We start from the raw sequence: 24080 nt of genomic DNA, 5'->3' as shown, positions 1-24080 counted from the left end.
GTCCCCGATGACGACACGCACCCGGGTCACCCTCGGCCGCCGCGAGGACCTCGGTGCCGACTGCGCGAACTGCTTCGGCCTCTGCTGCGTCGCGCTGGCCTTCACCCGGTCCGTCGACTTCCCCGTCGACAAAGCCGCCGGTGACCCGTGCACGAACCTCGACGGAGCCGACGGCTGCACCATCCACCCGCGGTTGCGGGCCGAGGGATTCCGAGGGTGCACGGTCTTCGACTGCTCCGGCGCCGGGCAGAAGGTCTCGCGCCACACCTTCGCGGGTCGGTCCTGGCGGGACGACGACGCCACTCGTCAGGCGATGTTCGCGACGTTCCCGGTCGTGCGGCGGCTGCACGAACTGCTCCGGTACCTCGACGAGGCGATCACCATCATCCCTGCAGACATGGACGCCGAACCGCTGACACGGAACTTCGAGCGCGTCCGTGCGCTCAGTGACGCCGACCCGGACACGATCCTCGGCATCGACGTCGACGCCGAGTACGACGCCGCACGACCGCTGTTGCTCGAGGCGAGCCGGCGCGCGCGGGCACTCGCCCGTGGCGGGGACGGCCGCGACACCCGAGCCGACGAGCGTCGCGTCGGCCGCTTCCGGGTCGGCCCCGGCGCCGACCTCGTGGGCGCCGACCTCGTGGGCGCCGACCTCCGGCGAGCGGACCTGCGGGGCGCGAGCGTCCGCGGCGCGCTGCTCATCGGGGCCGACCTCACCGGCGCGGACCTTGGCTCGTGCGAGTTCATCGGTGCCGACCTCCGAGACGCCGACCTGTCCGGTGCGGACCTCCGCCGGGCGGTCTTCCTCACCCAGATGCAGGTGGACGCGGCACGAGGTGACGCCGACACCCGGCTCGACGACGGCTTCCAGCGGCCGAACCACTGGGGCGGCTGAGGCCGCCATCCGGTCCGACACGTCCCTGCTGGACCCACAGCGGACGGGAGGCGCGTGGCGAGCCCGCCACGCGCCTCCCGTCCGTCCGGCCCGGCGTCGAGGTCAGTAGTCGATGCGCCCGTGCCGGTTGTGGAACTCCCCCGTCGGCCCGTCCTGCCCGAGCAACGCGAGCATGACCGTGGCGTCCGTCCCCTCGGTGACCGTCTGGTGACCGGAGTGACCGTTGAAGTCGGTCGCCGTGTAGCCCGGGTCGCTGACGTTGACGCGGAAGGTCGGCAGGTTCTTCGCGTACTGCACGGTCAGGGCGATGACGGCCGCCTTCGAGGCCGCGTACGGGATCATCGGCACCGGGAACTCGTCGTGACCGGGCGTGCTGAGGAACCGCGGCCAGCCGACCCCGGAGGCGACGTTGACGATGACCGGGTTGCCCGAGGCACGCAGCAGCGGCAGGGCGGCCTGGGTCACGCGGACGATGCCGGTGACGTTCGCCTCGAGGACGGTCGTCATCGCCTCGGCGGTCAGGTCGTCGACGCCGTACGAGGTGCCGCTGATCCCGGCGTTGTTGACGAGGACGTCGAGGGCGGGGACGGACGCGAACGCGGCGTCGACGCTCGCCTGGTCGGTGACGTCGAGCTGGACGACGGAGGCACCGAGGGAGCGGACGGCGTCGGCGTCGTCGGGGTCGCGGACGCCGGCGATCACGGTGTGGCCGGCCTCGATGAGGCGGCGGGCGGTCTCGAGTCCGAGGCTGCGGTTCGCCCCGGTGATGAGTGTGGTGGTCATGTGCCCATCGTGCTCGCTGCCGATGCGCTCCCCCAGGCACCCCTCGACGTGCTGCCCGGCCGACGGGAGGACTGCGAGTACCACGGTCCGGACCGGGATCCGCGCGAGGATGGGCACATGAGCGAGTTCGCGGACGTCCTGCGGTCCTGGCGGGACCGGGTCACCCCCGCCGAGGTGGGGCTCCCGGCCGGACCAGGGCGCCGCACGGCGGGCCTCCGGCGTGAGGAGTTGGCCGCGCTCGCCGGGGTGAGCGTCGACTACGTCGTCCGGCTCGAGCAGGGGCGGGCGACGAACCCGTCACCGCAGCTGCTCTCGGCACTCGCCACCGCACTGCGACTGACCGAGCAGGAACGCGACCACCTGTTCCGCGTCGCCGGCGCCGCTCCCCCGGCCCGCGGCCTGGTCCCCCGGCACATCACGCCGGGCGTGCAGCGGATCGTCGACCGCCTGTCCGACGTGCCCCTCGCCGTGTTCACCGCCAGTCACGACCTGCTGTACCGGAACGACCTGTGGGCCGCGGCCACCGGGGACGGCGACCGTTGGCAGGGACGGTCGGCGAACCTGGTCTGGCAGTTCTTCACGGACGGGCACGACGGGGTCGACTTCGACGACGAGCACGCCGAGGCGTTCGCGTCGGACCTCGCCGCCGACCTGCGGAGCGCGATCGGTCGGTACCCTGCCGACCGACAGCTCGCCGAACTCGTCCACGACCTCCGGGCGACGAGCCCGGAGTTCGAGCGGCGCTGGGGTGAGGCCCGGATCGCCGAGCACCGGACGAGCCGGAAGACCCTGCAGACGCCGGTCGGCCCGATCGAGGTCGACTGCGACACGCTGTCGGTGCCGGGCAGCGACCTGCGGATCGTCGTCTACACGGTCGTGCCGGGCAGCGACGACGCATCGCGGCTCGACCTGCTGCGGGTCACCGGACTGCAGTCCGTCGCCACGAGCGGCTAGCAGCACCGCCCACCTGCGGGCCCCGTTCGGTCGGGGCTACTCGCCGAAGCCCGAGCGGACGAGTGCGATGAGCTCGTCGACCGCGTCCTGCGCGTCAGCCCCGGACGCCTCCACCGTGACCGACGCGCCCTTCGGGAGCGCGAGCGCCATGATCGCGAGGAGGCTCTTCGCGTCGACGCCGTTCACCCGGACGACCGCTTCGTGCCGCGCGGCCGCCTTGACGAACTCGGCGGCGGGGCGCGCGTGCAGACCGGACTCGTTGACGAGCTCGGCAGTGGCGGAAGCGTCCGCCTCGTCACCGGCACTGCTGTCTGCCACGGGTAGCGGGCCTCCCGGCTCGTCCGGACGGGAGGCTCCCCCGCCGTCCGCCACGTCACTGCGGTCGGCGGGACCGGCCGCCCCGGTGCCGCCCGCGGTCGAGGCCGCCGCGAGCACGGCCGCGACGTCACCTCCGGTCTGCGCTGCGACGGCCGCGGCCACGGTGCCTTCGACCAGCGGCGCGTCGGAGACGTGGACGCGTGCGCGGAGTTCGTCGTCGAGGAAGTCGAGCGCGGTGTCCGTGGTCAGGTAGGCGGAGCCGAGGTCGCAGAGGACCACGACCGCGTCGGCCTGGGCCAACCCCGTGATCGCGTCGGTGATCGCCTCGAACGACGTGCCGATGCCACCGTCGTCCGTCCCGCCGGCCGCCGCGAGTGCGACGTCCGGGGCCATCTGTCGCGCGATCTCGACGGTCCCCTCGGCGACGCGGGCGCTGTGCGAGACGACGAGGACCCCGACGCTCATGCCGCGTCCACCGCGGCGCGCAGGACGTAGGCGCTCGACTGGGCGCCCGGGTCGCGGTGCCCCACCGCCCGCTCCCCGAGGTAGCTCGCGCGGCCTTTCCGGGCGACCAGGGCGTCGGTCGACGCGGCGCCGGTGGCGGCGGCGTCGGCTGCAGCCGCCAGGACCTGCTCGGGCGTCTCCCCCGCCGCTGCCGATGCGGCCGCCGCGTCGACGGCCGGCGTCCAGGCGTCGACCATGGTCTTGTCGCCGACTTCGGCCTTGCCACGCGAGACCACGCCGTCACGGGCCGCGGCGAGCACGGCCACCAGGGTGTCCGCGTCGAGTTCGGCAGCGTCACCGGCGGCCTGCGCGGCCTTGAGGTACGCCGTGCCGAACAGCGGACCCGCAGCACCACCGACCGTCGAGATGAGCTTGGTCGCGACGAGCTTGAACACGGCGCCCGGGGTCTCCGGTGTCGCGTCGCCGAGGGCCTCGACCACCGCACGGAACCCGCGGTCCAGGTTCTCGCCGTGGTCACCGTCGCCGATCTCGCGGTCGAGTGTGATCAACTCCGCCCGGTGTTCGTCGATGGTGGCGGCGGTGCGGCGGACCCAGTCGATGGCCCATGCGGTGTCGAGCGACAAGGTGTGTCCCTTCGTGCGGCCGACGGGGTCGGCGTCGTGAGCGGTGGCGTCGTGCTGGTGGTGCGCGGCGGTGTTGCGTGTCGGACGTTGCGTGCTGCCCGCTGCCGCTGGTCGGTGCTGACGGGTGTCAGCGCCCCCAACGGAGTGCCGGCGTCTCGACCGGCGCGTCCCAGAGGGCGGTGAGGTCCTCGTCGAGCACCGTGACGGTGATCGAGAACCCCTGCATCTCGAGGGACGTGACGTAGTTGCCGACCAGGCTACGCGCGACCTCGTGCCCGCGATCCGACAGGACCTCGACCGCGCGTCGGTACGCGATGTAGAGCTCGGACTGCGGCGTCCCGCCCATGCCGTTCACCAGGACCAGCAGCTGCGACCCGGACGGAGCATCGAGGTCGGTGAGGATCGGCTCGAGCACCCGGTCGACCAGTTCGTCGGCAGGGGCCATCGGGATCCGCTCGCGGCCGGGCTCGCCGTGGATACCGATGCCGAGTTCGACCTCGTCGTCCGCCAGGGTGAACGACGGCTCGCCGGCGTGCGGCACCGTCCCGGACGACAGCGCGAGACCCATCGAGCGCGTCATCTCGTTGACCCGTCGGGCCACGGCAGCGACGGCGTCGAGGTCGTCACCGCGCTCGGCTGCCGCTCCGGCGCACTTCTCCACCACGACGGTGCCGGCGACGCCGCGGCGACCCGCGGTGAACAGCGAGTCCTGGACGGCCACGTCGTCGTCCACGACCACGCTTTCCACCCGCACGTCGTCCATCGCGGCGAGTTCGGCCGCGGTCTCGAAGTTGAGGACGTCCCCGGTGTAGTTCTTCACGATGTGCAGCACGCCCGCTCCCCCGTCGACGGCCTTCGTGGCAGCGACGATCGGATCCGGGGTCGGGCTGGTGAAGACCGGACCCGGGACGGCGGCGTCGAGCATGCCGTACCCCACGAAGCCGCCGTGCAAGGGCTCGTGGCCACTGCCACCACCGCTGACGATGCCCACCTTCCCCTGGACCGGGGCGTCCCGGCGGTGCAGGTGGACCGGGTCCTCGACGAGCACCACGTGCTCGGCGTGGGCGAGGGCGAAACCACGGACGGTCTCGATGACGACGGCCTGCGGGTCGTTGATGAGCTTCTTCATGCTGCGCCTCCACGGGTGTGACACGGGTGAGACACCGGTCCGCAGCCCGCACACCGCCGACGTCGTCCGGAGTCGGCTCACTGTACCGCCGTGGGGTGCGGGCACCAGGGGCAGTTCCGGGTGCCTGTGCCGTCCGACTGCACATCCGTGCACGGGCCGGTCGGCTCGGGCACTCCCGCACCACTGCAGGTATCCACCGCAGGTGCACGTCCGTTCACTTTCACGCTGCTGGCGTCCGTGTCCCCCACATCGGGGAAAAGCCCAGCACTATGCTCGGGCTCAATCACTCGACGGGGAGTGCCGGTGCTCAGGCCGGGCCCCCGAACACAGCAAATCGGAGGTACCGATGGACGGCATCGGCGTCAATTTCATGTCTGAGCTCGTCGGGACGGCGATGCTCATCATCCTGGGTGGCGGTGTGGTCGCCGCGGTCTCGCTCACGAAGTCGAAGGGCTTCGGCGCCGGCTTCCTCATGGTCACGATCGGGTGGGGCTTCGCGGTCTTCGCCGGCGTCACCGTCTCGTACAAGTCCGGCGGCCAGCTCAACCCCGCGGTCAGCCTCGCCCAGGCGATCCTCGGCAACATCAGCGTCGGTGAGATGCTCCTCTACTGGCTCGCCCAGCTCATCGGCGCGATCATCGGTGCGGTCATCGTCTGGCTCGCCTACAAGCAGCACTTCGACGCCGAGCCCGACGCCGCCGCGAAGCTCGGCGTCTTCTCGACCGGCCCGGCCATCCGCAGCTACGGCTGGAACGTCGTCACCGAGATCATCGGCACGTTCGTCCTCGTCTTCGTGGTCATCGCCTTCACGAACGGGCAGACCCCGGCCGAGCTCGGCGCGATCCCCGTCGCCTTCCTCGTGATCGCGATCGGTGTCTCGCTCGGTGGCCCGACCGGCTACGCCATCAACCCGGCCCGTGACCTCGGTCCGCGCATCGCCCACGCCATCCTGCCGATCAAGGGCAAGGGCACGAGCGACTGGTCCTACGCCTGGGTCCCGGTCGTCGGCCCGCTCGTCGGTGGCGCCCTCGCCGCCGTCGTCTCCGGTGCGCTCCTCCCGATGGTGTCCTAGCACCGAGCGAGCCCCGGCACCACCAGCGCGTCAGCCGCGCTCTCCCACCTGCACCACCCACGCGGCCGGGTCGACCCGGCCCGGCCGCAGCACCGAACACCGTCGTAAGGAGCACCAATGGCCGACTACATCGTCGCCATCGACCAGGGAACCACCAGCACGCGAGCGATCGTCTTCGACCACTCCGGTTCGATCGTCTCCGTCGGGCAGAAGGAACACGAGCAGATCTTCCCGCGCGCCGGGTGGGTCGAGCACGACCCGTCCGAGATCTGGGACAACACGCGTGAGGTCATCGGCCAGGCCCTGTCCCGCGCCGACATCACGCGTCACGACGTCGCAGCCGTCGGCATCACGAACCAGCGCGAGACCGCGGTCGTGTGGGACAAGACGACCGGCAAGGCCGTCTACAACGCCATCGTCTGGCAGGACACCCGCACGCAGGCCATCGTCGACAAGCTCGCGGACGGCGACACCGACCGCTACAAGGCGATCGTCGGACTCCCGCTGGCGACGTACTTCTCCGGCACGAAGATCGCGTGGATCCTCGAGAACGTGGAGGGCGCGCGCGAGAAGGCCGAGGCCGGCGACCTGCTCTTCGGCACGACCGACACCTGGGTCCTCTGGAACCTGACCGGCGGCACCGACGGCGGTGTCCACAAGACGGACGTCACGAACGCGTCCCGCACCCTGTTCATGGACCTCGAGACGCTGCAGTGGCGCGACGACATCCTCGCCGACTTCGGTGTGCCGAAGTCGATGCTCCCCGAGATCGTCAGCTCCTCCGAGGTCTACGGCCACGTCGAGTCCTCGAGCCTCCTCCGCGAGGTCCCGATCGCCGGCATCCTCGGCGACCAGCAGGCGGCGACGTTCGGCCAGGCCGCGTTCGACCAGGGCGAGTCGAAGAACACCTACGGCACCGGTAACTTCCTCATCTTCAACACGGGCACGGACATCGTCCGCTCGGAGAACGGGCTGCTCACCACCGTCGGCTACAAGCTCGGCGACCAGGAGACGCACTACGCGCTCGAGGGGTCGATCGCCGTCACCGGCTCGCTCATCCAGTGGCTCCGCGACAACCTCGGCATCATCGGCAGCGCGCCCGAGGTCGAGACGCTCGCCACCACGGTCGAGGACAACGGTGGCGTCTACTTCGTCCCCGCCTTCTCGGGTCTCTTCGCCCCGTACTGGCGTCCGGACGCCCGCGGTGCGCTCGTCGGCCTCACCCGGTTCGTCAACAAGGGCCACATTGCGCGTGCCGCCCTCGAGGCCACGGCGCTGCAGACCCGCGAGGTCCTCGACGCCGTCAACGCCGACTCCGGCGTCGAACTCACCGAGCTCAAGGTCGACGGTGGCATGACCGCCAACGACGCGCTCATGCAGTTCCAGGCCGACATCCTCGACGTCCCCGTGGTCCGCCCGGTCGTCGCCGAGACGACGGCCCTCGGTGCCGCCTACGCCGCCGGTCTGGCCGTCGGCTTCTGGGCCAACCTCGACGAGCTCCGCGCCAACTGGCAGGAGGACAAGCGGTGGGAGCCGCAGCTCGACGCCGCCGAGCGCGAGCGCACGCTGCGCCTGTGGAAGAAGGCCGTCACGAAGACCTTCGACTGGGTCGACGAGGACGTCCGCTGACGCATCACAGCTGACCGACCGACAGACGGGAGGCCCGCACCGGTTCCACGGAACCGGTGCGGGCCTCCCGTCGTTGCGCCGTGCGCGTGCGCCGGGAACGCCGCCGTGTCCACGAGGCGCCGCCGGATCCGGTGACGTCTCGGGGACTCTGCGGCGACTCGGCGTCTCGGCGTCTCGGCGGCGTCTCAAGCCGAGGTGGCGGCCGGCGCCGCGCCGACCCACTCGTCCAGTTTGCGCATGGCGGCACCGGAGTCCACGGATGCCGCCGCGACCACCAGCTGCTCCCGGAACCGCTGCAGGATCGGGCGGTCCGTCTCGGTCGGGTCCTGCGCCAGTCGGAAGGACACCAGACCGGCCGCCGCGTTCAGCAGGACGATGTCGCGGATCGGCCCGGTCTCCCCCGCGAGCACGCGCCGGACGATGGCGGCGTTCTCGACCGGCTCGCCGCCGAGCAGGTCCTCGGTCCGGGCGCGGGCGATGCCGAGGTCCCGCGGGTCGAGGTCGTGCTCCGTGACGCGGCCCCCGGAGACCTGCCAGATGTGGCTGTGTCCGGTCGTGGTGAGTTCGTCGAGCCCGTCGTCACCGCGGAAGACGAGCGCCGTCGCGCCGCGGGTCTGGAACACGCCCGTGATGATCGGCACGAGCTCGAGTTGCGCCACGCCGACCGCGTTCGCCTCGCACCGCGCGGGGTTGACCAGCGGACCGAGGAAGTTGAACACCGTGGGCACGCCGATCTCCCGCCGGACCGGGGCTGCATGGGCGAAACCGGGGTGGAACGCGCTGGCGAAGGCGAAGGTCAGCCCGACACGCCGGAAGGTCTCGGCGACACGCGCGGCGTCCATCGTGAGGTCGAGGCCGAGCGCCGCGAGCACGTCGCTGGAGCCCGACTTCGACGAGCTGGCGCGGTTGCCGTGCTTGACGACCGGCACGCCCGCGGCGGCGATGACGATGGCCGCCATGGTCGACACGTTCACCGTGCCGACGACGTCCCCGCCCGTCCCGACGATGTCGAGCGCCATCGGGTCGACGTCGAGCGGGACCGCGGCGTCGAGGACGGCGTCGCGGAAGCCGACGACCTCGTCGACCGTCTCGCCCTTCGCGCGGAGCGCCACGGCGAAGGCTGCGATCTGGGCGGCCGTGGCCCGGCCCTGCACGATCTGCTCCATGGCCCATGTGGACTGCCTGATCGAGAGGTCCTCGCGCGCCATGAGCGCGCTGATCACCGCAGGCCAGGAGAGAGCGTCAGACATGGCTCGATCGTACTGATTCTGGAGGACCCGCCAGTTGCCTGCGAAAACACTGTCGGGGGTTTCCGCCATAATGGAGGACGTGACAAGCACCCCTCTCTCCAGATCCGTCAGCGGTCCGGTCCTGAACAGGCCGAACCCCGTTGCCGTGGGGACGATCGTGTGGCTGGGCAGCGAGGTCATGTTCTTCGCCGGCCTGTTCGCGATCTACTTCACGCTGCGCAGCACCTCTCCCGAGCTCTGGGCGACAGAGACCGCCAAGCTCGAGGTGCCGTTCGCGTCGGTGAACACCATCATCCTGGTGCTGTCGAGCTTCGCCTGCCAGTTCGCCGTCTTCGCCGCGGAGCGGTTCCAGGTGCACCGCACCAGCTGGAACCCGAAGGACTGGGGCATGACGGAGTGGTTCTTCGTCACCTACTGCATGGGCGCCATCTTCGTCTGTGGGCAGATCTTCGAGTACGCCAACCTCTGGCACGAGGGCATGACGCTCTCCTCGAGCGCCTACGGTTCGGCGTTCTACATGACCACCGGCTTCCACGGCCTGCACGTGACCGGTGGCCTCATCGCCTTCCTCCTCACGCTCGGGCGTGGGTTCGCCGCGAAGAACTTCGGGCACAAGGAAGCCACCACCGCGATCGTCGTGTCCTACTACTGGCACTTCGTCGACGTCGTGTGGATCGGTCTCTTCGCCGTCATCTACCTCCTCAAGTGAGAATCAGGCAGCCCCACAGCATGTTCAACACATCGAAGAAGAACAACAAGGGCCGGCGCTCCCCCATGGCGACCGTGTCCCTGCTCGCCGTCGCCCTCATGACGACGGGTGGCGCGTACGCGCTCTTCAGCACCTCGGCCAACGCCGAGGACAGCACCTCGAGCACGGTGGCCGAGTCGAGCCAGTCGCAGGTGAACGAGGGTCAGAAGCTCTTCGCCTCGAACTGCGCCACCTGCCACGGTCTCTCTGCGCAGGGCACGAGCGAAGGCCCGTCCCTCATCGGCGTCGGCGCCGCGTCGGTCGACTTCCAGGTCGGCACCGGCCGCATGCCGCTCGCTGCACAGGGACCCCAGGGTGAAGAGAAGCCCGAGCAGTTCACCGACCAGCAGGTCGACGCCATGGCGGCGTACGTCGCGTCGCTCGGCCCCGGCCCGTCGGTCCCGGGCGAGGAGCTCACGGACGGCTCCGAAGGTGACGCGGCCGAGGGCGCCGAGCTGTTCCGCATCAACTGCGCCATGTGCCACAACGTCGCCGGCGCCGGTGGCGCCCTGACCGAGGGCAAGTACGCGCCGAACCTGCGCGACGTCTCGGGCAAGCACATCTACGAGGCCATGCTCACCGGCCCGCAGAACATGCCGGTCTTCAACGACCTGAACCTCACGCCGGACCAGAAGGCCGACATCATCACGTACCTCAAGTACGTGCAGGACAACCGGTCGCCCGGTGGCTTCGGCCTGGGTGACATCGGCCCGGTCGCCGAGGGTCTGTTCATCTGGATCTTCGGGCTCGGCGCGGTCGTTGCGATGACCGTCTGGCTGACCGCGAAGCAGAACTGATCGTCCGTGTCGCACGACACTGAAGGGAACACCATGGCAGAGCACGACGACGAGGCACTGAACTCGTCCTCGGCTGTCGAGAAGCACGGCGCGACGCAGCCGGCGGGGACCGCCGTCCTGCCGTCGGAGCGGTTCGAGAACCCGGGTGAGCCGCCGCACCGCGCTCGCCGCACCGACGTCGACCCGAAGAAGCAGCGTCTGGCCGAGCGCCAGGTCGCCACGTTCTTCTACCTGTCGATCATCGGCAGCGTCCTGTCGATCGCCGCGTACATCGCCTTCCCGATCGATTCGAACGACTTCGGGTCGGTCCGCTCCGCGAACCTGTTCCTCGGACTCTCGATCACGCTCGCCCTGCTCGCACTGGGCATCGGGGCCGTCTACTGGTCGAAGACCCTGGTCTCCGACCGGGAACTCACCGAGATGCGTCACACCACGCGGGGCTCGGACGAGACCCGTGCCAAGGCGGTCGAGGCGTTCCAGCTCGCCGACAAGGAGTCCGGCTTCAGCCGTCGCAAGCTGATCCGCAACTCGCTCATCGGCGCGCTGGTGGCCTTCCCGCTCCCCGGCATCGTCCTGGTGCGCGACCTGGCGCCGAAGGAAGACCCGAACGAGCTGCTCCGTCACACCTTCTGGAAGTCGGGCCTGCGCCTGACCAAGGACCCGACGGGTCTGCCGATCAAGGCGTCCGACGTCACCATCGGATCTGTGTTCCACGTCATCCCCGAGGGCATGCTCGACTCCGAGCACATGCTCGAGGAGAAGGCCAAGGCCGCCGTCCTCCTGATGCGTCTGGACCCGAAGGACCTCAACCCCGGCAAGGGCCAGGAGAACTGGGGCTACGACGGCATCGTCGCATACTCCAAGATCTGTACCCACGTCGGATGCCCGGTCGCGCTCTACGAGCAGCAGACGCACCACCTGCTGTGCCCGTGCCACCAGTCCACCTTCGATGTCTCGAACAACTGCGAGGTCATCTTCGGACCGGCGGCCCGCCCCCTCCCCCAACTTCCGATCTCGGTCGATGACGACGGCTACCTGGTCGCACAGAGCGACTTCCACGAGCCGGTCGGCCCGTCCTTCTGGGAGCGTGCCCGCTCATGAGCAGCACAACGACAACCACCCCCAACACCGAGTCGTCGAACAAGCCGGCTCCTGACCGTGGTTCGCGCCTGATCAACTACACCGCGAACTACATCGACGAGCGCACGAGCATCTCCGGCTTGGTGAAGGAGGTCGGGCGCAAGATCTTCCCCGACCACTGGAGCTTCATGCTCGGTGAGGTGGCGCTCTACAGCTTCGTCGTCGTCCTGCTCTCCGGGACCTTCCTGACGTTCTTCTACCAGGCGTCCATGACCGAGGTCGTCTACGACGGCTCGTACGTCCCGATGAAGGGCGTCGAGATGTCGGTCGCCCTGCAGTCCACCCTGGACATCTCGTTCGAGATCCGCGGCGGCCTGTTCGTGCGACAGATCCACCACTGGGCGGCCCTGCTGTTCGTGGCCTCGGTCATGCTGCACATGGCTCGCGTCTTCTTCACCGGCGCGTTCCGCAAGCCGCGCGAGCTCAACTGGGTCTTCGGCTTCGTGCTCTGGATCCTCGCCATGGCCGAGGGCTTCACCGGCTACTCGCTTCCCGACGACCTGCTCTCCGGCAACGGTCTCCGCATCATCGTCGGCATGATCGAGGGCATCCCGGTGATCGGCGTCTGGATCGCCTACCTGCTGTTCGGTGGTGAGTTCCCGGGCACCGACATCGTCGGCCGCCTGTACACGCTCCACATCCTGCTGCTGCCGGCGATCCTGGTCGCGGTGCTCGGCGTGCACCTCGTGCTCGTCGTCGTGAACAAGCACACGCAGTACGCGGGTCCGGGCAAGACCAACGAGAACGTCGTGGGCGTCCCGATCCTCCCGGCGTTCGCCGCGAAGGGTGGCGGGTTCTTCTTCATCGTCGCCGGCATCCTCGCCGCCATCGCGTCGCTGTTCACGATCAACCCGATCTGGAACTACGGCCCGTACGACCCCTCCCCCGTGTCCGCCGGAACCCAGCCTGACTGGTACATCGGCTTCGCGGACGGCGCGCTCCGTCTGGTGCCGCCGCACTGGGAGGTCGTCTGGTTCGGCTACACGGTGTCGTTCAACATCCTCGTCCCGATCGCGGTCCTGGGTGGCCTGATCGTCGCGATCTTCGTCTACCCGTTCATCGAGGCGTGGGTCACCGGGGACAAGCGCGAGCACCACATCGCCGACCGTCCGCGCAACGCCCCGACCCGTACCGCCCTCGGTGTCGCCGGCATCACGCTGTACGGCGCGCTGTTCACGGCTGCCTCCTCCGACCTCATCGCGACGCACTTCATGGTCTCGATCAACCACGTGATCCACGTGCTCCAGGCGGCGACGGTCCTCGGTCCGTTCGTGGCGTTCTGGATCACCAAGCGTGTGTGCCTCGCCCTGCAGAAGAAGGACCGCGAGATCGTCCTGCACGGGTACGAGTCGGGTCGCATCGTGCGCCTGCCGCACGGTGAGTTCATCGAGGTGCACGAGCAGCTCGACGAGTACGAGCGGTGGCGTCTGCTGGAGTTCAACGACTACAAGCCGCTGATGATCCGTCCCGACGCTCGTGGTCGCATCAGCTCGATGCAGAAGGCCCGGGCACGCGTGTCCCGCTTCTTCTTCGAGGACCGGATCGAGCCGGTGTCGAAGGCGGAGCTCGAGGCCGCGCACGCCGCGCACCACGGTCCTGACCTCGAAGGGACCCACCAGGCCCCGCAGGTCGGTGCCGGGACGCACTAGGCTCCTCGGCAAGAACGCCAGCACCCCTCGTCCACTTCGTGGTCGGGGGGTGTTCGCGTTCGCCTCACCCCGCGGACATCGGACATGCCGCCCCAGTTCACGGGGGGTTCACACGGCGGTGTTGGAATCGTCGAGGACGGTGTGGCATCGTGTTGCACCACGCACTCGCTGCCAACGGAAGAAGAGACCCGATGGACGCCCGGACGGCTGAACACCCCAGGCCGAACCACTTCCTGCTCCACCTCAGCGACACCCACCTCCTCGCCGGTGACGGCCCCCTCTACGGGGCGGTCGACTCGGCGGAACGCCTCGGCCAGATCATCGCCGAGATCGAGGCGTCAGGTGCCCGACCGGAAGCGATCGTCGTCACCGGCGACGTGGCCGACAAGGGCGAACCCGGCGCCTACACCCGTGTCCGGGCCATCATCGAGCCCGCCGCCGACCGCATCGGTGCCCAGGTGATCTGGGCGATGGGCAACCACGACGAGCGCGGTGCCTTCCGCCAGGAGCTGTTCGGCCTGCAGCCCACCGATCGGCCCGTGGACTTCGTCTACGACGTGAACGGCCTCCGCGTCATCACGCTCGACACCAGCGTCCCCGGCCACCACCACGGCGAGGTCTCCCCCGAGCAGCTCGACTGGCTCGCCGAGGTCCTGTCCGAGGCGGCGCCGCACGGCACCATCCTGGCGATGCACCACCCGCCCGTGCCGAGCGTGCAGGACCTCACCGTCCTCGTCGAACTGCGCGACCAGGCGGCCCTCGCCGAGGTGGTCGAGGGCAGCGACGTCATGACCATCATCGCCGGGCACCTGCACTACTCGACGAGCGCCGTGTTCGCCGGCATCCCCGTCTCCGTGGCGAGCGCCACGTGCTACACCCAGGACCTCAACGAGTTTCAGCGCGGCACCCGCGGCCGGGACGGCGCACAGTCGTTCAACCTCATGCACGTCTACGGCCACCAGGTCGTGCACTCCGTGGTGCCGATCGGCACGTACGCGACGGTCGGTGAGCCGGTCTCCTCGATCGAGACGGAAGCCAGGCTCGCCGCCGCGGGCGTCGTCATCCCGCCAGCCGTCGAGCCCGCTCCGGTGACGTCCTCGATGCCGGTGTTCACCCTCGACACGATCCCGGTCTCGCCGATCCACCGCTGACCACGTGACGGACGGGAGGCGTGGTGCCAGCTGGCACCGCGCCTCCCGTCCGTCCGTCATGCCGACGACGCCACGGTCAGTCGGTGCGCTCCCACGGCGCGGGGAACGGGAAGTAGCGTTCGAGGAAGTCGGTCACGCGAGTCGTGCGCTCCTCGTCGCTGACCTCGGGGAAGCTCCCGTCGTTCAGGCAGAAGAAGTCGACGTTCCGCTTCTTGAGGAGTTCGTCGAGCGTGCGCAGTCCGGCCTGCATCGTCGTGTCGATGTACTTCACCGACGCGTTCTCCTGGATGATCGCGCGGCCGGTCAGCAGTGCGTAGTAGTGGTACAGCGAGTTCGTCACCGAGATGTTGTCCGCCGCGCGGAACCGGGAACCGGCCGTGCTGCGGAACTCGTCCGCGAACTCGTGCTCCATCTCGGTCATGATGCTCTTCCGCAGCGGGGTCGCCGCGTGCTCGAGGTGGCGGGTCGTGACGGCACCGAAGCGCTGCTGGAGGAGGCGCCGGTTCACCCGGGCCGAGTTCTCGAACCCGCTGCGTGCGGCGTTGTTGACCCCGAGGCCGATCCGGGTGTCGGCGAGGATGAACTTCGTGACAGACCCTGGGCTGAAGAACACCGACGGGTCGATGAGACGACCGAAGAACATGTCGTCGTTCGAGTAGATGAAGTGCTCGCTCAACCCGGGGATGTGGTGCAGCTGCGACTCCACCGCCTGCGAGTTGTGTGTCGGCAGCACGGACGGGTCGGCGAAGAACTCCTCGCTGCGGACGACTCGGACCTTCGGGTGGTCGGCGAGCCACTCCGGTGCCGGAGAGTCCGTGGCGATGTAGATCGTCCGGATCCACGGGGCGAAGATGTGCACCGACCGGAGCGCGTACTTCAGTTCGTTGATCTGCCGGAAGCGGGCCGGCGCGTCGTCGCCCTCCCCGAGCACCGCGTTCGCCTGTGCGGCCTGACGGGCGCGCTGGTACTCGACGGCGTTGCCGTCCACCCACGAGAACACGATGTCGATCGGGAAGCGGATGTCCGAGACGTGGTCGTCGAACATGTGCTCGACGGTGCTCCAGGATCGGCCGTACCGGTCGATGTCGTCGAGGACGAACTCCTCGATCGGCAGGCTGCGACGCATGAGGGCGTTCTCGACCGGTGCGAGGACCTCGGTCTCGGTGACCCGCCAGAACTCGAGCTGCACGCTGGTCTCCGCGCCGTAGCGGAGTCGACCCATCGGTTCGAGGCGCGGTCGGAACAGCCGGAGCACCGGCTCGTCGACCGAGCCGAACCCGTCGTCGAGGACGAGCACGGCCGGCTTGCCGGGGGGTTTGGCGTAGAACGGTTCACCGGCCGCAGCGGCCATCACGACGCTCTCAGCACGCTGGCGGTCCCGTTCGTCGACCGCGATCACCGGGCGCTGGTCGTTGCCGCGGATGAGCAGGTGGTCGACGTCACCGGCGGTGAGCGCGTCGTCGAGGAACAGGAGGTCCTCGATCATGGACTGCTGCGGCGTCAGGTGCCCGTTGATGAGCGTCAGACGGCCTTTGCGCAGGACGACGTCGGGTCGGTCGAGACCGCCGGAGGACGGTCGAGGGGTCAGCAGAGGACTCTCGGTCACCGGCTCGGTCTCGTCGCTCATCCACGCCTTCCAGGTCGCACTGCCGTGCTCCGTGCACAGCACTTGCGATCCTACCGTCCGTGCGGCCGCTCGGACCGCGGGCCCGGTGACGCACCGGTCGCACGAGGTGCCGCGGCTGACCGCGCGACGCTCACTCCGCCGCGCGCGGGACCTTCACGGCGATGCCGACCACGATGAACAGCGCGGCCGCGACGAGCTGGAGGCCCGCCCAGACCTCGCCGGGGAACGGCACGGTGACCACGGGGTTCCAGCAGACGGCGACGGCCGCCGTGAGGACCGCTGCCCACCATGCACGACCCCGGATCGCGAAGACGAGCACGATGAGCGCCAGCACCGTCACGCCCCAGCGGGCGAAGACGAAGGCCGACGCGTCGACGAACGCGACGCAGGCGAGCAGGACGACCGCGGCCAACAACGACGGTGCCAGGGCCGGGCGGGTGAAGTCCGGCAGCGCGCCCGCTCCACGGCGCTCCGGTCCTGACGACCCGCGGCGGGCTCCGGTGTCGGACGCTCCGGCCGTCGGTCGCGACCGAGTCCCCGCCTGCTGTTGCGACGAGCCGATCGCCGGTCGTCCTCTGCGTGCCGTCATCGTCCCCGGGCCTCCCGCAGGTCCGCCAGCGAGATGGGGCGCGACATCGGCGGGAGTTCGCGGACGCGCTCGATCGCCGGGACGAGCTCGGCGACGTAGGCGCGGTAGCCGTCCTCGTTGAGGTGGAGCCCGTCCTCGGTGAACCGTGCGTCGAGGTGGTCCCCGTCGGCCAGCGCGGGCCAGGCGTCGAGGTACTGCGCGTGACAGGTCGCCACGAACTGGCGCAGGTGCCGGTTCGCCTGTTCGGTCTTCGCGGTGTACTCGGCCTGGCGCGGCAGGATCGACACGAGGAGCAGGCGGACGCCCGGCAGCTCGCGGCGGAGCCGGACCAGGACGGTCTCGACGTTCCGGACCACGTGCTCGGCACTCGCCCGGTGGTGACCGAAGTCGTTGGTGCCGATGAGGAGCACGATCACCTCGGGTGCGGCGGCGACGACCTCGTCGAGCCGACCCAGCACCCCGTCGGTCGTGTCCCCGTCGATGCCGAGGTTCAGCGTGCGCTCGTCCGGGAGCCACTGGTCCCATGCGCCGCCCGCGGTGATGCTGTCGCCGAGGAAGAGGACTCCCCCAGCCCTGGTCGTGCCGTCGTCACTCATGCTGTCTCCTCGTGCGCTGGCTGCGCCTGGTCATCCTGGTACGTGGAGTTGCGCTGCGTCGAATCGGTGCGGTGCGCCTCCCGTTCCGCCCGGGCGGTGATCCGCTCGACCATGCCCGGGAAGATGACGCCGTGGAACGGCAGGATGCCGTACCAGTACAGCCGCCCGGCCAGCCCCTGCGGGAAGTAGATCGCGCGCTGGTGGTAGTCGCTGCCGCCGTCGTCCGCCGGCGTGACGGTCATCTCGAGCCACGCACGACCCGGCGACTTGAACTCGGCACGGAGCCGGAGGTAGCGGCCACGGACGAGTCGCTCGACGCGCCACCAGTCGAGTGCGTCGCCCTGCTCCAGGCGCTTCGGGTCACGACGTCCACGGCTCAGGCCGACACCTCCGGCGATCTTGTCGAGCCAGCCGCGCGCGACCCAGGCGAGGGGGAATGAGTACCAGCCGTTCTCACCACCGATCGATTCGACCACGCTCCAGACGGCCTCGGGTGGCGCGGACGAGTGCCGCTTCCGGTCGTCCACGTAGACGGTGTGCCCGGCCCACTCGGGGTCGCTCGGCAGCGGGTCCGCGGAGCCGCTCGACAGCGTCGCGTTGCGCCAGCTCGTCTCGACCTCGCCCGTCCGCATCTTCGCGAGCGCGAGTCGGACCGCTCGGCGGTAGGGCGTGAGGCCGCCCTCCGGCTGGGGGACGACGTCGTCGATGTCGTGTTCGCGCTGGACGCACTCGAACTGGAGGGACTCGATGATCGGTGTCGCGAGCTTGCGCGGGATCGGGGTGACGACGTTGAACCAGTGCGCGGCGAGCCGCGGGGTCAGCACCGGCAGGACGGAGATCGGACGCTGCGGCAGCTTCGCCTCGACCGCGTACCCGTTGAGCATCTGGCCGTACCGGAGCACGTCGGGGCCGCCGATGTCGAACGTCCGGTTCACCTCGGCGGGGATGGTCAGCGCCTGGACCAGGTAGTAAAGGACATCGCGCACGGCGATCGGCTGGATGTGGTTCCGGACCCAGCGCGGCGCCGGCATCCAGGGCAGGACGTCGGTGAGGTGACGGATCATCTCGAACGAGGTGCTGCCCGAACCGATCACGACCCCGGCCTGGAGCGCGACCGTCGGGACGCCGGACCCGAGCAGGATCTCGCCCACCTCCTTGCGGCTACGCAGGTGCTTGCTGAGGTCGCCGTCCGGGTGCAGGCCGCCGAGGTAGACGAACCGCTGGACACCGGCCTCGTGGGCGACCCGCGCCATGGTCTGCGCCGCGTCCCGCTCCGCCTGTTCGAAGTCCCCGTCCGCACCCATGGCGTGTGCGAGGTAGTAGACGGCCTCGATGCCCGCGACTGCCGCACCGACGGCGACGGCGTCCTGCAGGTCGCCCTCGGCCACGTCGACCCGGTCGCTCCAGGGGACGTCCTGCAGCTTCCGGGGGTTGCGGACGAGGACCCGGACGTCGTGTCCGGCGTCGAGGAGTCTGGGGACCAGTCGACCACCGATGTACCCGGTGGCCCCGGTGACGAGGACGCGCATGGCAGGAACGGTACGCCCCACGCCTCCTTGTAGGCTTGCCGGGTGGACAACCAAGCGTTCCCCGCCAACCCCGACGAGACCAGCACCGGCGAGATCAGTGCCGGCGAGATCAGTGCCGACGCCGTGCGCCGGCTCATCGACCACGCGATCCTCAAGCCCGAGCTCAGCCGCTCGGACGTCGACGCCCAGCTCGACGAAGCGGCGGCCCACCGGGTCTTCAGCGTCTGCGTCCGCCCGGGGGACGTCCTCCACGCGGTCGAGCGTCTCCAGGGCACGGGCGTCGGCGTCGGGACGGTCATCGGCTTCCCGCACGGCACCACGTCGACGGCCGCCAAGGTCGCCGAGTCGCTGCAGGCCCTCGCGGACGGCGCCTTCGAGCTCGACATGGTCCAGGACATCGGTGCCGCGAAGTCCGGCGACTGGCAGCGGGTCGAGCGGGACGTCCGCGCCGTCGTCGACGTCGCCGGTGACACCGTGGTGAAGGTCATCCTCGAGACCGCGTACCTGACCGACGACGAGATCGTCGCCGCCAGCCGTGCCGCGGTCGCCGGTGGTGCCGCCTTCGTCAAGACCTCGACCGGGTTCGCCGGCGGCGGCGCGACCGTCGAGCACATCCGCCTCATGCGCGAGACCGTCGGCGCCGACACCGGCGTCAAGGCCTCCGGCGGTGTCCGCGGCCTCGACACGCTGCTCCAGATGGTCGATGCCGGTGCGACCCGCATCGGCACGAGTGCCTCGGCGCGCATCCTCGACGAGGTCGCGCACCGAGCCGCCACCGGCGCTGCCTCCGACCGCGGCGACGACACCTCGTCGTACTGACGCCTCGCGGCCGGTCTCCGCCGGCCGCGCGCACGACCGCGGGCCCCGTCAGCCCGACCGCTCGCCCGTTCCCCTCACCAGGTCGGCCGCGCCGGACGCCACCTCAGCGTCCCGGACCGCTGCCGGGCCTCCAGACCGCCACACCGGAGTGCGCATGTCCAGCACCACGTCCTCGTCCCTCGCCCTCGCCGTCGACCTCGGCGGCACGAAGGTGGAGGCGGCACTCGTCACCGACCAGGGCGTCGTCCTCCCGGCCACCCGGCACCGCAGCCCGACCGGACCCGGCCGGACGTCGGAGGAGCTGCAGGCCGCGGTCGACGAGGTCGTGCTCGCGACCCTGGCCGCCCTGCCTGCCGACGCGACCCTGGTCGGGGTCGGCATCGGCTCGGCCGGGCCGGTCGACGAGGTCGACGGGCTCGTCTCGCCCCTCAACATGCCGGTCTGGCGGGGCTACCCGCTCCGCGACCGCGTCGCAGCCCACGTCCCCGACGGTGTCCCCGTCACGCTCCGCATGGACGGTCTCGCGATCACCCTCGCCGAGCACTGGGTCGGAGCGGCCCAGGGCTCCGAGCACGTCATGGGCATGATCGTGTCGACCGGTGTCGGAGGCGGGCTCATCCTCCACGGCCGGACCGTGAGCGGTCCGACCGGCAACGCGGGACACATCGGGCACGTCGAGTGCGGCGGCTACGACGACCCGTGCGCCTGCGGCGGCACCGGCTGCCTGGAGGCTGTGGCCAGCGGTCCGAAGACCGTCGCGTGGGCCAGACGACAGGGCTTCACCGGCACGACCGGCGAGGAGCTCGCCGCCGCCTACGCCGCGGGCGACGAGATCGCGGTCGCGGCAGTGCGGCGGAGTGGGCGCGCTCTCGGCCAGGCGATCGCCGCGGCCACGAGCCTGGTCGACCTCGAGGTCGTCGCCATCGGCGGTGGGTTCTCGCACGTCTCCCCCGACCTGTTCGAGTACGCCCGCCAGGCCGTCGCCGAGCGGACGGAGTTCCCCTTCGTCACGAAGGTGCGGATCGTCCCGACCGGGTTGTCCCAGGACGGGCCCCTCATCGGTGCCGCTGCGCTCGTGCACCGCGCCGACGTCCTGCGCTGACCCGGCGCCCATGACGTCGGTCGTGAGCGGCGTCCCCTCCCCGGTCCGCTCCTGACCTGGCGGCTTCGGACTGACGGTCGCGGGGTCGCTCCGGTCCGTCCGTCGGCGCTTCTCCACACGGTCGTCGTCCACGGCGGTCCGATGCGGCATCATCGTCCCTGTGCCCACCTCCCGCCTCGTCACGACGGACGACTGGCCGGCGGCGGAGCTGCACGCGGCGGTGCTCGCGGGCGAACTCGTCCCCGTGGGCGCGTGCTGGGCCTCCGTCGCCGAGCCGCAGGACTCCGCGTTGCGCGCCGCGTCCTACGGGTGGAGCGTCGCGGATGCCCGGTTCGTCGCCGCGGGTCTAACTGCCGCCTGGATCTGGGGTGCGTGTTCCCGCCCGCCGCTGCCCCATGCCAGCTGCGTCCCGGCCAGCGAGCGGTTCCGGCGTCGCGGCGCCTGGTCAGCGGTCCGCGAGGTCACCCTCGGGGCGGAGGACGTCGTCGTCCGGGCGGGCTCCCGGGTCCTCAGCCCGGTCGCGACGGCCCTCGACCTCCTCCGCGACCGGCGCGGGTTCGGTGCTGCCGAGGCCGACGCGCTCCGCGGTCTGGTCGTCACGGCGCAGGTGGACCCGTCACACCTCGTGACGCTGCTCGTCCGGTCCGAGCGGTCGCCGATGGGCCGGCAGGCGCAGCGACGGTTCCGGGAGACCGGGTTGGCCGCCGTCGGGCCGTGACTGCTCGCCGTGCCCGCCTCGGTCCGTGGAGCCGCGGACACGTGCGCCCACGCGACCCACGCGACGGTCTGCGCCCGCAGAGCGGACGTGACCGGACTGCTCGGCCGTGGCCGCCGGAGCAGCGTCAGCCGGCGCTGACCCGGTACACGTCGTACACGGCGTCGATGCGTCTGACCGCGTTGAGCACGCGGTCCAGGTGCGTCGTGTCACCCATCTCGAAGACGAAGCGGGACAGCGCCAGTCGGTCGGACGACGTCGACACCGTCGCGGACAGGATGTTGACGTGGTGGTCGGTGAGCACGCGCGTGACGTCGCTCAGCAGGCCGGAGCGGTCGAGCGCCTCGATCTGGATCTGGACGAGGAACACCGACTTCGACGAGGGTGCCCACTCGACCTCGATCATCCGGTCGGGCTCGTTCATCAACGACTTCACGTTCGTGCACGACGCCTGGTGGACCGAGACGCCCTGACCACGCGTGATGAACCCGACGATCTGGTCACCCGGGACCGGGGTGCAGCACTTCGCCAGCTTGACGAGGATGTCGGGCGCGCCGCGGACGAGCACGCCACTGTCGCTGTTGCGCAGCTGTCGGCTCGTGACGTGCCGTGGGAAGGCGAGCTCCGGCTCGTCCGTCTCCGTCTCGGTCTGGATGCTGCCGAGCGCCTTCTCGATGACCGACTGGCTCGAGACGTGCCCCTCGCCCACGGCCGCGTACAGCGCCGAGACGTCGTCGTAGCGCATGGCCGAGGCCACCTCGGAGATGGTGTCCTGGCTCATGATGCGCTGGAGCGGCAGGTTCTGCTTCCGCATCGCACGTGCGATGGCGTCACGGCCCTGCTCGACCGCCTCTTCGCGGCGCTCCTTGGTGAACCACTGCTTGATCTTGTTGCGCGCCCGCGGGCTCCGGACGAAGGTGAGCCAGTCCTGGCTGGGACCCGAATCAGGGTTCTTCGAGGTGAAGATCTCGACGACGTCGCCGCTCGACAGCTGGCTCTCGAGGGGCACGAGACGGCCGTTGACCTTGGCACCCATCGTGCGGTGCCCGATCTCGGTGTGCACGGCGTACGCGAAGTCGACGGGCGTGGCGCCCGCAGGCAACCCGATGACCTTGCCCTGCGGGGTGAAGACGTAGGTCTCCTTCGCCCCGATCTCGTACCGCAGCGAGTCGAGGAACTCGGCCGGGTCGCTCGTCTCCGCCTGCCAGTCGGTGATGTGCGCGAGCCACGCCATGTCCTGGTCGGACTGCGACGAGCTCTCGGCATCGCGCCCGGTGACGCGCTGCTTGTACTTCCAGTGCGCGGCCACACCGAACTCGGCCCGCTGGTGCATCTCGTGGGTGCGGATCTGGATCTCGACCGCGCGACCCTGCGGCCCGAGGACCGTGGTGTGCAGCGACTGGTAGAGGTTGAACTTCGGCGTCGCGATGTAGTCCTTGAAGCGACCGGGCAGCGGTGTCCACCGCGCGTGGACGGCGCCGAGCATGGCGTAGCAGTCGCGCACCGTCGGGACGAGGACCCGGATGCCGACGAGGTCGTAGATCTCGTCGAACTCGCGGCCGCGCACGATCATCTTCTGGTAGATCGAGTAGTACTGCTTCGGCCGGCCCATCACGTCGCCGCGGACCTTCGCGGCCTTGAGGTCCTTCTTCAGCGTCGCCGTGACGTTCTGCACGAACTGCTCGCGCTTCGGCTGCCGTTCCTTGACCAGGCTGTCGATCTCGACGTAGAGCTTCGGGTGCAGGACCGCGAACGACAGGTCCTCGAGCTCGAGCTTGATCATCTGGATGCCGAGGCGGTGCGCGAGCGGCGCGTAGATCTCGAGCGTCTCCTTGGCCTTGCGGGTGGCGGAGGCGGATTCGACGAAGCCCCACGTGCGGGCGTTGTGGAGCCGGTCGGCGAGCTTGATCACCAGGACGCGGATGTCCTTCGACATCGCGATGACCATCTTGCGCACGGTCTCGGCCTGTGCGCTGTCGCCGTACTTGACCTTGTCGAGCTTGGTGACCCCGTCGACGAGCATCGCGATCTCGTCGCCGAAGTCCTCGCGCAGCTGGTCGAGCTGGTAGTCGGTGTCCTCCACCGTGTCGTGGAGCAGCGCGGCGGCGATCGTGATCGTGCCGATGCCCAGGTCGGCCAGGATCTGCGCGACCGCGACCGGGTGCGTGATGTACGGCTCACCGGACTTGCGCTTCTGCCCGTCGTGCGCCCGCTCCGCGACCGAGTACGCCCGCTCGATGAGCGTCGTGTCCGCCTTCGGGTGGTGTGAGCGGACCGTCCGGATCAGGGTGTCGACGGCACCGGCGGGCTGGGCGCGGGAGAACAGCCGCGGCAGCAGCGACCGGAGCGACCCGAGGTTGCCGGTGGTGTTCGCGCCGAGCGGCGGACTCGACGGACGAGGAGCCGATCCGGGCCGCGACCCGGCGTCCGGGCGGGAGGCGGCTCCGGCATCCGGCTGCGAGGACTCACGCGTGTCGGTCATGCTGCGCCTCCCGGG

General features: G+C 70.2%; 22 protein-coding genes. 12 read left to right on the top strand and 10 right to left on the bottom strand.

What is annotated here, in order from left to right; genetic code table 11:
- The first annotated feature begins 7 nt into the window (after positions 1-7).
- Entirely contained in the window at positions 8-898 is an 891-nt protein-coding gene (locus tag DEJ18_RS07650; RefSeq protein ID WP_111211547.1) for a pentapeptide repeat-containing protein, read from the top strand.
- Positions 899-1000: 102 nt separating this feature from the next.
- On the opposite strand, the gene DEJ18_RS07645 is transcribed toward DEJ18_RS07650, so the two are convergent.
- Positions 1001-1681 (bottom strand): SDR family NAD(P)-dependent oxidoreductase, encoded by a 681-nt coding sequence (locus DEJ18_RS07645; protein WP_111211548.1) that lies wholly within the window; start codon positions 1679-1681, stop codon positions 1001-1003.
- 117 nt (positions 1682-1798) lie between these two features.
- On the opposite strand from DEJ18_RS07645, the gene DEJ18_RS07640 reads away from it, so the two are divergent.
- Positions 1799-2635: a helix-turn-helix transcriptional regulator gene (locus DEJ18_RS07640; protein WP_111211505.1), complete on the top strand. Its 837-nt coding sequence runs from the start codon at positions 1799-1801 to the stop codon at positions 2633-2635.
- A gap of 36 nt (positions 2636-2671) precedes the next feature.
- On the opposite strand, the gene dhaM is transcribed toward DEJ18_RS07640, so the two are convergent.
- From dhaM to dhaK, 3 genes are all read right to left on the bottom strand, one after another.
- Positions 2672-3418: a dihydroxyacetone kinase phosphoryl donor subunit DhaM gene (gene dhaM, locus DEJ18_RS07635; RefSeq protein ID WP_111211506.1), complete on the bottom strand. Its 747-nt coding sequence runs from the start codon at positions 3416-3418 to the stop codon at positions 2672-2674.
- Entirely contained in the window at positions 3415-4041 is a 627-nt protein-coding gene (gene dhaL / locus DEJ18_RS07630) for a dihydroxyacetone kinase subunit DhaL (protein ID WP_111080820.1), read from the bottom strand. Before dhaL ends, dhaM begins: the two co-directional genes overlap by 4 nt.
- A 127-nt stretch (positions 4042-4168) precedes the next feature.
- The gene (gene dhaK, locus DEJ18_RS07625; RefSeq protein ID WP_111080821.1) at positions 4169-5170 is read right to left on the bottom strand and encodes a dihydroxyacetone kinase subunit DhaK; all 1002 of its coding nucleotides are present in this window, start codon (positions 5168-5170) and stop codon (positions 4169-4171) included.
- Between the two features lie 346 nt (positions 5171-5516).
- On the opposite strand from dhaK, the gene DEJ18_RS07620 reads away from it, so the two are divergent.
- Together DEJ18_RS07620 and glpK are read left to right on the top strand one after the other, a co-directional pair.
- A complete protein-coding gene (locus tag DEJ18_RS07620) occupies positions 5517-6242 on the top strand; it encodes an MIP/aquaporin family protein (RefSeq protein ID WP_111080822.1) in 726 nt (241 codons plus the stop codon).
- Between the two features lie 117 nt (positions 6243-6359).
- On the top strand, positions 6360-7871 hold the full coding sequence (glpK, locus tag DEJ18_RS07615) for a glycerol kinase GlpK (protein ID WP_111080823.1): 1512 nt from the start codon (positions 6360-6362) through the stop codon (positions 7869-7871).
- A gap of 185 nt (positions 7872-8056) precedes the next feature.
- Here glpK and trpD read toward each other — a convergent pair whose 3' ends face one another.
- Positions 8057-9121, bottom strand: coding sequence for an anthranilate phosphoribosyltransferase (gene trpD / locus DEJ18_RS07610; protein ID WP_111211507.1), 1065 nt, complete (start codon positions 9119-9121; stop codon positions 8057-8059).
- A gap of 70 nt (positions 9122-9191) precedes the next feature.
- Here trpD and ctaE point away from each other — a divergent pair, with 70 nt between their 5' ends.
- The 5 genes from ctaE to DEJ18_RS07585 all read left to right on the top strand — a co-directional run bounded on the left by ctaE (position 9192) and on the right by DEJ18_RS07585 (position 14606).
- Positions 9192-9830: an aa3-type cytochrome oxidase subunit III gene (ctaE, locus tag DEJ18_RS07605; protein ID WP_110824950.1), complete on the top strand. Its 639-nt coding sequence runs from the start codon at positions 9192-9194 to the stop codon at positions 9828-9830.
- Between the two features lie 20 nt (positions 9831-9850).
- Entirely contained in the window at positions 9851-10666 is an 816-nt protein-coding gene (qcrC, locus tag DEJ18_RS07600) for a cytochrome bc1 complex diheme cytochrome c subunit (RefSeq protein WP_111211508.1), read from the top strand.
- A 33-nt stretch (positions 10667-10699) separates the two neighbouring features.
- A complete protein-coding gene (gene qcrA / locus DEJ18_RS07595) occupies positions 10700-11767 on the top strand; it encodes a cytochrome bc1 complex Rieske iron-sulfur subunit (RefSeq protein WP_111080826.1) in 1068 nt (355 codons plus the stop codon).
- Positions 11764-13455, top strand: a complete 1692-nt coding sequence (gene qcrB / locus DEJ18_RS07590; protein ID WP_111080827.1) for a cytochrome bc1 complex cytochrome b subunit — start codon at positions 11764-11766, stop codon at positions 13453-13455. Before qcrA ends, qcrB begins: the two co-directional genes overlap by 4 nt.
- Before the next feature lie 191 nt (positions 13456-13646).
- Positions 13647-14606, top strand: a complete 960-nt coding sequence (locus tag DEJ18_RS07585; RefSeq protein ID WP_111211509.1) for a phosphodiesterase — start codon at positions 13647-13649, stop codon at positions 14604-14606.
- Between the two features lie 76 nt (positions 14607-14682).
- Here the strand turns inward: DEJ18_RS07585 and DEJ18_RS07580 are convergent, their stop codons facing one another.
- The 4 genes from DEJ18_RS07580 to DEJ18_RS07565 all read right to left on the bottom strand — a co-directional run bounded on the left by DEJ18_RS07580 (position 14683) and on the right by DEJ18_RS07565 (position 18947).
- Positions 14683-16233 (bottom strand): stealth family protein, encoded by a 1551-nt coding sequence (locus DEJ18_RS07580; protein ID WP_111211549.1) that lies wholly within the window; start codon positions 16231-16233, stop codon positions 14683-14685.
- Positions 16234-16363: 130 nt separating this feature from the next.
- Positions 16364-16822 (bottom strand): DUF6804 family protein, encoded by a 459-nt coding sequence (locus DEJ18_RS07575; protein WP_181431082.1) that lies wholly within the window; start codon positions 16820-16822, stop codon positions 16364-16366.
- Positions 16819-17418 carry a GDSL-type esterase/lipase family protein gene (locus DEJ18_RS07570; protein WP_111211510.1) on the bottom strand — a complete coding sequence of 200 codons (600 nt, stop codon included), beginning with the start codon at positions 17416-17418 and terminating at the stop codon, positions 16819-16821. Before DEJ18_RS07570 ends, DEJ18_RS07575 begins: the two co-directional genes overlap by 4 nt.
- On the bottom strand, positions 17415-18947 hold the full coding sequence (locus tag DEJ18_RS07565; RefSeq protein WP_111211511.1) for an SDR family oxidoreductase: 1533 nt from the start codon (positions 18945-18947) through the stop codon (positions 17415-17417). Before DEJ18_RS07565 ends, DEJ18_RS07570 begins: the two co-directional genes overlap by 4 nt.
- A gap of 42 nt (positions 18948-18989) precedes the next feature.
- Between DEJ18_RS07565 and deoC the strand changes: the two genes are divergently transcribed.
- From deoC to DEJ18_RS07550, 3 genes are all read left to right on the top strand, one after another.
- Entirely contained in the window at positions 18990-19766 is a 777-nt protein-coding gene (deoC, locus tag DEJ18_RS07560; RefSeq protein ID WP_502866263.1) for a deoxyribose-phosphate aldolase, read from the top strand.
- A gap of 154 nt (positions 19767-19920) precedes the next feature.
- Positions 19921-20868, top strand: a complete 948-nt coding sequence (locus DEJ18_RS07555) for an ROK family protein (RefSeq protein WP_111080831.1) — start codon at positions 19921-19923, stop codon at positions 20866-20868.
- 160 nt (positions 20869-21028) lie between these two features.
- Positions 21029-21586 (top strand): type IV toxin-antitoxin system AbiEi family antitoxin, encoded by a 558-nt coding sequence (locus DEJ18_RS07550; RefSeq protein WP_111211512.1) that lies wholly within the window; start codon positions 21029-21031, stop codon positions 21584-21586.
- Positions 21587-21710: 124 nt separating this feature from the next.
- Here the strand turns inward: DEJ18_RS07550 and DEJ18_RS07545 are convergent, their stop codons facing one another.
- On the bottom strand, positions 21711-24065 hold the full coding sequence (locus DEJ18_RS07545; protein ID WP_258371076.1) for a RelA/SpoT family protein: 2355 nt from the start codon (positions 24063-24065) through the stop codon (positions 21711-21713).
- Positions 24066-24080: the final 15 nt, after the last annotated feature.

This window comes from Curtobacterium sp. MCSS17_015, from assembly GCF_003234265.2.
Classification (GTDB): Bacteria; Actinomycetota; Actinomycetes; order Actinomycetales; family Microbacteriaceae; genus Curtobacterium.
This window is presented reverse-complemented; position numbering and strand designations above follow the sequence as displayed.

What these genes read in the sequence shown, in the direction of transcription:
- qcrC (WP_111211508.1), top strand. Translation starts at nt 9,851, where the DNA reads ATGTTCAACACATCGAAGAAGAACAACAAGGGCCGGCGCTCCCCCATG.
- DEJ18_RS07565 (WP_111211511.1), bottom strand. Translation starts at nt 18,947, where the DNA reads ATGCGCGTCCTCGTCACCGGGGCCACCGGGTACATCGGTGGTCGACTG.
- DEJ18_RS07650 (WP_111211547.1), top strand. Translation starts at nt 8, where the DNA reads ATGACGACACGCACCCGGGTCACCCTCGGCCGCCGCGAGGACCTCGGT.
- DEJ18_RS07645 (WP_111211548.1), bottom strand. Translation starts at nt 1,681, where the DNA reads ATGACCACCACACTCATCACCGGGGCGAACCGCAGCCTCGGACTCGAG.
- ctaE (WP_110824950.1), top strand. Translation starts at nt 9,192, where the DNA reads ATGGAGGACGTGACAAGCACCCCTCTCTCCAGATCCGTCAGCGGTCCG.
- DEJ18_RS07545 (WP_258371076.1), bottom strand. Translation starts at nt 24,065, where the DNA reads ATGACCGACACGCGTGAGTCCTCGCAGCCGGATGCCGGAGCCGCCTCC.
- DEJ18_RS07555 (WP_111080831.1), top strand. Translation starts at nt 19,921, where the DNA reads ATGTCCAGCACCACGTCCTCGTCCCTCGCCCTCGCCGTCGACCTCGGC.
- dhaK (WP_111080821.1), bottom strand. Translation starts at nt 5,170, where the DNA reads ATGAAGAAGCTCATCAACGACCCGCAGGCCGTCGTCATCGAGACCGTC.
- DEJ18_RS07580 (WP_111211549.1), bottom strand. Translation starts at nt 16,233, where the DNA reads ATGAGCGACGAGACCGAGCCGGTGACCGAGAGTCCTCTGCTGACCCCT.
- trpD (WP_111211507.1), bottom strand. Translation starts at nt 9,121, where the DNA reads ATGTCTGACGCTCTCTCCTGGCCTGCGGTGATCAGCGCGCTCATGGCG.
- glpK (WP_111080823.1), top strand. Translation starts at nt 6,360, where the DNA reads ATGGCCGACTACATCGTCGCCATCGACCAGGGAACCACCAGCACGCGA.
- dhaM (WP_111211506.1), bottom strand. Translation starts at nt 3,418, where the DNA reads ATGAGCGTCGGGGTCCTCGTCGTCTCGCACAGCGCCCGCGTCGCCGAG.
- DEJ18_RS07585 (WP_111211509.1), top strand. Translation starts at nt 13,647, where the DNA reads ATGGACGCCCGGACGGCTGAACACCCCAGGCCGAACCACTTCCTGCTC.
- DEJ18_RS07620 (WP_111080822.1), top strand. Translation starts at nt 5,517, where the DNA reads ATGGACGGCATCGGCGTCAATTTCATGTCTGAGCTCGTCGGGACGGCG.
- DEJ18_RS07640 (WP_111211505.1), top strand. Translation starts at nt 1,799, where the DNA reads ATGAGCGAGTTCGCGGACGTCCTGCGGTCCTGGCGGGACCGGGTCACC.
- qcrB (WP_111080827.1), top strand. Translation starts at nt 11,764, where the DNA reads ATGAGCAGCACAACGACAACCACCCCCAACACCGAGTCGTCGAACAAG.
- DEJ18_RS07575 (WP_181431082.1), bottom strand. Translation starts at nt 16,822, where the DNA reads ATGACGGCACGCAGAGGACGACCGGCGATCGGCTCGTCGCAACAGCAG.
- qcrA (WP_111080826.1), top strand. Translation starts at nt 10,700, where the DNA reads ATGGCAGAGCACGACGACGAGGCACTGAACTCGTCCTCGGCTGTCGAG.
- DEJ18_RS07570 (WP_111211510.1), bottom strand. Translation starts at nt 17,418, where the DNA reads ATGAGTGACGACGGCACGACCAGGGCTGGGGGAGTCCTCTTCCTCGGC.